Below are 6,719 nucleotides of genomic sequence, written 5' to 3'. Positions count from 1 at the left end.
CACGTGACGTCGTGTTCGACGTGCGCGCGCGTGTCTGGCGCGCGCACTGATCGGTCCGGGCGGTTCGGGTGCGCGGCTGCGGAGGCGGCCCCGGGGCCTGGCAGAGCGTTGATCATCGCGGCGGTGTCGCGTGTGGCGTCGTGCACGACCTCCGCACCGCCTGTCCACACCACCCATAATCCGTCACTGTGACGTTTCTATGGTGGTGTGGCGGGCCGCGGTGCCCGCCTCGGTCGCCGGGGCACTCCCGGCTCCCGGGCCGCCCAGGGCCCGGCCGGCGAGGCGGCCGATGGCGCGTTCGACTACGGGCGTCCGGTGCGCGGCGGCGCGGACGTGGCGTGCGTGCGGTGGTGACGTGTCGGCGTGCGCGGTGCGCGTTCGGTTCGCGCCGGGCGGTCCTCGTCCTGGATGCCCTGGTCGGCGGCCTGTGCCGCAACGCCGATAATCTACATTATGTTAAGTAAGTCGTTTCGGGCCCTCCTCCTCCGTGGTCGGCGGGGTGAGGTGCTCGTGGATGCGTTCGCGGAGGGGTTTGTCGGCCAGGGCGCGCAGCGCGGCGTCGACGGCGTCGGACAGGGAGTGCGGGAGTTCGGCGTCGAGTCGGAGGGCGGCGGCGTTGGTGGCTTCCCATTCGGCGTCGAGGGTGGGTTTGAGGGCGCGGGCGTGGTCGGTGAGGTGGACGAGGCGTTGGCGGGCGTCCTCCCCCGGTACGAGGTCGACGAGGCCGTCGCGGTGCATCTGGTTGACGGTCTGGCTGACGGCGGAGTGGGTGATGCCGATGGTGTCGGCGAGCCTGCGGATGGATTGGGGTCCGTGGGTGTGGACGAGTTGGATGATCGGGGTGTAGCGGGGGCGGAAGCCCGGTAGGCCGAGGTCGGTGTAGACGCGGGCGAGGTCGGCGTCGAGTTGGTCGAGGAGGTGGCGCAGGCGGGTGCCGAGGAAAAATCGGTGGTCCACTCCCCTAATGTAACAGTGCTGTTGTTTCTGGTTGGAGGGCTGATGGCGCTGTACCCGGAGATCGAGCCGTACGAGTGCGGGATGTTGGACGTGGGCGAGGGCAACCTCGTGTACTGGGAGGAGTGCGGCAACCCGGACGGCAAGCCGGTGGTGGGGTTGCACGGTGGTCCGGGGACGGGCTGCTCCCCCGGCATGCGTCGGCAGTTCGACCCGGAGGCGTACCGGATCATCCTGTTCGACCAGCGCGGGAGCGGGCGCAGCGTGCCGCACGCGAGCGTGTACGGCACGGACCTGTCGGTGAACACGACGGCGCACCTGGTGGCGGACATCGAGCGGTTGCGGGTGCACCGGGGGGTGGAGCGGTGGGTGGTGTTCGGCGGGTCGTGGGGTTCGACGTTGGGGTTGCGGTACGCGCAGTCGTTCCCGGAGCGGGTGTCCGAGGTGGTGCTGGTGGCGGTGACGACGGGCGCGCACGCGGAGCTGGACTGGCTCTACGGGGGGTTGGGGATGTTCTTCCCGGAGGAGCACGCGCGGTTCCGGGCGGGTGCGGGCGAGGGTGTCGGCGGGGGCGCCGCGGACCTGGTGGCGGCTTATGACGGGTTGCTCGACGACCCGGATCCGGTGGTGCGGGAGCGCGCGGCGCGGGACTGGGTGGCGTGGGAGTCGTCGATCGTGTCGTTGGACCCGGGTCACGTGCCGGGGCCGCGGGTGGCGGATCCGGCGTGGCGGATGGCGTTCGCGCGGATCACGGCGCGGTTCTTCCGGCACCGGGCGTGGTTGCCGGACGGCCAGGTGATGCGGGACCTGGGCCGGTTGCGCGGGATCCCGGCGGTGCTGGTGCACGGGCGGTGGGACATGCAGGGTCCGTTGCGCACGGCGTGGGAGGTGGCGCGGGCGTGGCCGGGGTCGGAGCTGGTGGTGGTGCCGGGTGCGTCGCACTCGGTGCGGGACGCCGGGATGGCGGAGGCGGTGGTGGCGGCGACGGACCGGTTCGCGGGTCGGCGTTAGGCGGGTGGGGTCCAGACGGTGGTGGTCTTGGTGTCGACGCCTTCGAGGTCGACGGGCACGGGGACGGCGTAGGTGTGCAGGCGGGTCCAGTGGCGGGGCATGAAGGAGCGCTGGGGGTCGCCGACGAGGACGAGGGTGCCGCGGTGGTGGGCGGCGAGGAGGAAGGGTTCGAAGCGGGCGGCCATGTCGCGGTCGTAGAAGACGTCGCCGGCGAGGAGGACGTCCACGGGGGGTGCGGTGTCGAGGAGGTCGTCGGTGGTGATGTGGAGGGTGAGGTGGTTGGCGGCGGCGTTGAGGGCGATGGCGTGGGCGGCGAGGGGGTCGATGTCGTTGGCGGTGACGTGGCCGCCGGCGTGGGCCGCGGCGAGGGCGACGAGGCCGGAGCCGGAGGCGATGTCGAGGACGGTGCGGCCGGCGACGAGGTGGGGGTGGTCGAGGACGTGGCGGGCGAGGGCTTGGCCGCCGGCCCAGGGGAAGGCCCAGAACGGGGGTTCGGTGGTGCCGGTGCCCTGCCAGAGGGTGATGACGTCGTCGGCGGTGTGCAGGCGCAGTTCGGGGGTGAGGGGCGGGGTGCGCGGGGTGGTGGCGGTGCGGATGAAGTCGGCGGGGTCGTCCACCGGGCGGGTGGCGGGGGGCGCGGCCCGGTGTGGTGTCCGGCTGTCGGGTCGGTGGTCCGCGCCGGGTCGCGGGTGTTCGTCGGGGGTGTTCACAGGCCTCCGCTGACCTTCAGGACCGCGCCGGTGGTGAAGGAGGCGGCGTCGCCGAGCAGCCAGGCCACGGCCTCGGCGATCTCCTCGGGTTCGCCGGGGCGGCCCAGGGGGATGATCGGGGCGACGCGGTCGGGGCGGTCGGGTACCCCGGACAGTTCGTGGATGGTGGTGCGCACGGTGCCGGCGGCGACGGCGTTGACCCGGATGCCCCGCGGGCCGAGTTCCTTGGCCAGGCCCACGGTCATCGCCTCGACCGCGGCCTTGCTCGCGGCGTAGTGCACGTACTCCCCCGGTGCGCCCAGGGTCGCGGCCACCGAGGACAGCGACACGATCGAGCCGCCCTCGCGGAGGTCGCGGGCCGCGCGTCGGGCGCACAGCAGGGCGCCCACCACGTTGACCTCCAGGACGCGGCGCAGGTCCTCGGTGCGCAGTTGTGCCAGGGTGCCGACCGGGCTGGTGACGCCGGCGTTGATCACCACGCCGGTCACGCGGCCCAGTTCGGCGGCGGTGTCGAACAGTTCCTCCACGTCGGCTTCCTCGGAGACCTCGGCGCGCACGGCGACGCCGCCGACCTCGCGGGCCAGCGCCTCGGCCTGGTCGCGGGCGGCGCGGTAGCCGATCACCACCCGGTTGCCCTCGCGCGCGACGCGGCGCACCACGGCCGCGCCGATGCCCCGGCTGCCGCCGGTCACCACGATCAGGCCAGCCATGCCGTCACCTCCGCGTTCACCACGTCCGCGTGCGAGACCGGCATGTGCGCCAGTCCCGGTACTTCCACGAGCCGGGCGCCGGGCACGGCGTCGACCAGGGCGGTCTGCACGGGCCGGAACGCCGGGTACTCCAGTTCGCCGCGCACCACCAGCAGGGGCGCGCGCCAGTTCGGCGCGTGGGCGGTCACGTCCAGTTCCCGCGCCACCCGTCGGGACTCGGGCGACCACTCGTAGCGCAGGCCGTGGTGCTCGGTCGAGGCGGCGACCACCGACTCGGCGGTCACCGCCGGGTTCACCACCGCCACCCGGCGCACCGATGCCACGCCGCGGGCGGCGGTGAGCAGCGCGACGTGCCCGCCGGCGGAGCCGCCCACCAGGTCCACCGGTCCGGGGTCCAGGGCGAGTTCGTCGCGCAGGTGGTCGAGGAGAGCGGGCACGGCCGCCACGGAGGACTCCACCAGGGGCGCGTACCAGGAGGTCACCACGTCCGAGCGGGTCGGGTCGGGCTCGGTCACCGGCAGGGCCGGGTAGACCCGCCAGGCGTCGAGGCCGTGCAGCGGCAGCGCGGCCGCCATGTCGTGCGGGGTGCCCGGCTCGCCCAGCAGGTGCCACACCAGCACCACGCCGCTCCTCCCCCGGCGGCCGTTCCCGGTGCGGTCGTGTGCCGGTGGCAGCGCCACGTACGGCACCCCGGCCGCGGTCCCCTCGACCGGGCCGCCCGTTCCCCTGATCACCATGGGTCGAACCTACGGGCCGCGCTACCGGCCCGGCACCCCGCCCGCCGCGACGAACCCGCCGTCGTCGTCGCCGTCGTCGTCGGACCGGGTCCCGTCGGGCGCGCCGGGACCCGGCGCGGCCGCGTCCGGGACGGCGGCACCGGGGACGGCGGCCCGGAACAGCTCCGAGCCCAGGGCGTGCAGGTCGTCCATGCCCACCGCCCGCACCGCCTCCTCCGGCAGCGCCAGCAACGTCACCGCCATCCCCAGGAAGTAGGCGTCGAGGACCCCCGCGCCGCGCGGCGAGCCCGGCAGGCCGGCCGCCGCGTGCAGGCCCGCCGAGGCCCGCGCGTTGGACACCGCCATCCGCCCCAGCGCCTCCCGCACGCCGGGTCGTCGCACCGCCTCCAGGTACAGCTCCACCATCGCCAGCAGCTGCGTCGGGTCCTCCCGCACGGCGCGCCGCAGCAGCGCCGGGTACAGCCGTGCCACCTCCGCCGGGGTGATCCCCTGGGGCGTGGTCTCCCGCAGTCGGCCCACCGCCTCGGCGTGCAGCAGCGTCATCCGGCCCGCCGCCGCCTCCAGCAGCGCCTCCCGGGTGGGGAAGTAGTTCTTCGTCGTGCCCTCCGGCACGCCGGCCGCCCGGTCCACCGCCCGGTGCGTCAGGCCCCGTCCGCCCTCGGCCGCCAGCACCGAGATCGCGCAGTCGCACAGCAGCTCCCGGCGGCGGTCGGCACGACGGCGACCGCCGGACCTGCGGTCGGACTCCTGGCGGTTGGACTCCCGGCGGCCACTCACGAGGACGGGACCCTATCCGACCTCCGATCGGGCCCCGCCCGCGGCGGCCACCACCCGCCCCGCTTCCAGCACCAGCCACACCCCGCACACGCAGCGCACGTAGTCCACCACCGTCCGGGAGGACACCGGGTGGGACGAGACCGGGTAGACGCGCTCGGCACTGGGCCACCCGCACGCGGGGCACCTGGAGATCACGCCGCCCAGCGTGGTGTCATGGTTCAGTGCATTTCAACCCTTACGGCGGGTCCGCGGCCGCGCTCGCCGCCGCCCTGGTCAACGCCGACCCCCACAGCACCGCCGAGGACCTGCTGCGCCTGCTGCGCGACCACGGCTACAAACCCCTGGGCGCCCTCGACGCCGCCCAGGCCCGCCAGCTCACCGACTGGGCCGCCCGCCTGTCCCCCGTCTTCGACCACACGCCCGACCAGTTCGAGCTGGTTAACGCCCTGCTCGCCGACACCGCCAGCAAGCCCTACATCTCCACCCACGACCACCAGGCGCCCCACCTGCACTTCGCCCCCGAGGACGCCTCCACCGCGCACCGCGTGCGCGCCTTCACCGCCGCCGGGCTCGCCCACGCCGTCTGCGAGGACCCCACCCGCCTGGGCCGCTGCGCCCGGCCCGGCTGCCGCACCGCCTACGTCGACACCTCGCGCAACGGCCGCCGCCGCTACTGCACCACCCGCTGCGCCAACCGCGTCCACGTCGCCGACCACCGCCGACGACACCCCACCCCCGACCGGACCGGGGACCCGGCGGGTCAGGCCCGCTGATCGCCCCGCTCGCCCTGGTCGCCGCTGAGCACCCGGCGGCCGAACCGGGCGTGCCCGAACTCCGCCGCCTCCCCGATCAGCGCCGACCCCACGTCCGTGCGGCCCCGGAACCACACGTGCCCGAACAGCGCGTCCCGGTGCAGCACCACCCCGCCGAACAACGCCCGACCCCCGAACCGCGCGCCCCGGAAGTCGGCCGTGCCGTGCACCTCCATGCCCCGCAGGTCCGCCCGGCCCGACACCTTCGCCCCCGACACCACCAGACCTCCGGCCACCTGCGCCGACCGCCACGACGCGTTGCCCGTGAACACCGCCAGCGACCACGACGCCGACCGCGCGAACAACGCGTCGGCGAACACCGCGTGCCGCAGGAACCGCGCCCCCGAGAAGTCCGCGTCCCCCGTCACCGTCGCCGCCTCGAACCGCGCGTCGCCCACGAACACCGCGCCCACCAGGTTCACCCGACCCACCCGGCACCCCGACAGGTCCAGGTCCACCAGGATCGCCCCCGGCGCCACCAGGTCCATCCCCGGCCAGAAGTCACCGCCCGGCCGCAGGTGCGACACCAGCTCCCGCTGCACCGCCGACCGCCACGCCACGTCCAGGCCCCGGCTCACCCCGCCCCGCAACGCCGCCAGCCACGTGTCCACCACCGCCTGGCGCCGCCGCGGCACCCGCCGGCCGATCTCGGCCAGCAGCAACAGCCCCTCCCGGTCCCCGGACCGGAACAACCGGTTGGCCTCCCGCCACACCGACACCGGCGACACCGCCACCACCCCGGGCGTCAACCGCCGCCGCGCGTGCTCGTCCAGCAGCGCGTCCGCCCGCGCCGTCCGCGCGTGCCGGACCCCGACCCACACCACGACGACCACCGCCACCGCCACCGGAACCAGCCACGAGGACATACCCCGATCATGCCCCCACCCGCGACCCCGCCCCCCCCCCCCCCCCCCCAACACCCCCCCCCGAGCCGCGAAGGGCACCCGGGCCCCGCCCCCCCGGGGGCGGCCCCCGAGCCCCCGCGAAACCCGGCGCGCCCCGCCCCCC

Annotated in this window: 10 protein-coding genes; 3 read left to right on the top strand and 7 right to left on the bottom strand. The window is 75.1% G+C overall.

Features of this window, described 5'->3' with window-relative positions; all coding sequences use genetic code 11:
* The first annotated feature begins 207 nt into the window (after window positions 1-207).
* Window positions 208-354: a hypothetical protein gene (locus ACFV4N_RS37445; protein ID WP_499677411.1), complete on the top strand. Its 147-nt coding sequence runs from the start codon at window positions 208-210 to the stop codon at window positions 352-354.
* Window positions 355-456: 102 nt separating this feature from the next.
* Here the strand turns inward: ACFV4N_RS37445 and ACFV4N_RS37440 are convergent, their stop codons facing one another.
* Window positions 457-957 (bottom strand): MarR family winged helix-turn-helix transcriptional regulator, encoded by a 501-nt coding sequence (locus ACFV4N_RS37440; protein WP_499677410.1) that lies wholly within the window; start codon window positions 955-957, stop codon window positions 457-459.
* Window positions 958-999: 42 nt separating this feature from the next.
* On the opposite strand from ACFV4N_RS37440, the gene pip reads away from it, so the two are divergent.
* The gene (pip, locus tag ACFV4N_RS37435; RefSeq protein ID WP_499677409.1) at window positions 1,000-1,965 is read left to right on the top strand and encodes a prolyl aminopeptidase; all 966 of its coding nucleotides are present in this window, start codon (window positions 1,000-1,002) and stop codon (window positions 1,963-1,965) included.
* Here pip and ACFV4N_RS37430 read toward each other — a convergent pair.
* The 5 genes from ACFV4N_RS37430 to ACFV4N_RS37410 form a co-directional block, all read right to left on the bottom strand.
* Window positions 1,962-2,582, bottom strand: a complete 621-nt coding sequence (locus ACFV4N_RS37430; protein ID WP_499677408.1) for a class I SAM-dependent methyltransferase — start codon at window positions 2,580-2,582, stop codon at window positions 1,962-1,964. The genes pip and ACFV4N_RS37430 overlap by 4 nt on opposite strands.
* Window positions 2,583-2,671: 89 nt before the next feature.
* A complete protein-coding gene (locus tag ACFV4N_RS37425; RefSeq protein WP_499677407.1) occupies window positions 2,672-3,385 on the bottom strand; it encodes an SDR family NAD(P)-dependent oxidoreductase in 714 nt (237 codons plus the stop codon).
* Window positions 3,373-4,122, bottom strand: coding sequence for an alpha/beta fold hydrolase (locus ACFV4N_RS37420; protein ID WP_499677406.1), 750 nt, complete (start codon window positions 4,120-4,122; stop codon window positions 3,373-3,375). Before ACFV4N_RS37420 ends, ACFV4N_RS37425 begins: the two co-directional genes overlap by 13 nt.
* Before the next feature lie 21 nt (window positions 4,123-4,143).
* Window positions 4,144-4,899 (bottom strand): TetR/AcrR family transcriptional regulator, encoded by a 756-nt coding sequence (locus ACFV4N_RS37415; protein WP_499677405.1) that lies wholly within the window; start codon window positions 4,897-4,899, stop codon window positions 4,144-4,146.
* A gap of 12 nt (window positions 4,900-4,911) precedes the next feature.
* A complete protein-coding gene (locus ACFV4N_RS37410) occupies window positions 4,912-5,094 on the bottom strand; it encodes a hypothetical protein (protein WP_499677404.1) in 183 nt (60 codons plus the stop codon).
* Between the two features lie 26 nt (window positions 5,095-5,120).
* Here ACFV4N_RS37410 and ACFV4N_RS37405 point away from each other — a divergent pair, with 26 nt between their 5' ends.
* A complete protein-coding gene (locus ACFV4N_RS37405) occupies window positions 5,121-5,672 on the top strand; it encodes a CGNR zinc finger domain-containing protein (RefSeq protein ID WP_499677403.1) in 552 nt (183 codons plus the stop codon).
* On the opposite strand, the gene ACFV4N_RS37400 is transcribed toward ACFV4N_RS37405, so the two are convergent.
* Entirely contained in the window at window positions 5,660-6,577 is a 918-nt protein-coding gene (locus tag ACFV4N_RS37400; protein ID WP_499677402.1) for a pentapeptide repeat-containing protein, read from the bottom strand. The two genes, ACFV4N_RS37405 and ACFV4N_RS37400, sit on opposite strands and share 13 nt — an antisense overlap.
* Window positions 6,578-6,719 lie beyond the last annotated feature (142 nt).

Origin of the sequence: Actinosynnema sp. NPDC059797 (assembly GCF_042732085.1) — a bacterium.
Taxonomy (GTDB): Bacteria; Actinomycetota; Actinomycetes; order Mycobacteriales; family Pseudonocardiaceae; genus Actinosynnema.
Note: the sequence above shows the minus strand (reverse complement) of the source record. Positions and strands in the feature narration are given on the sequence as shown.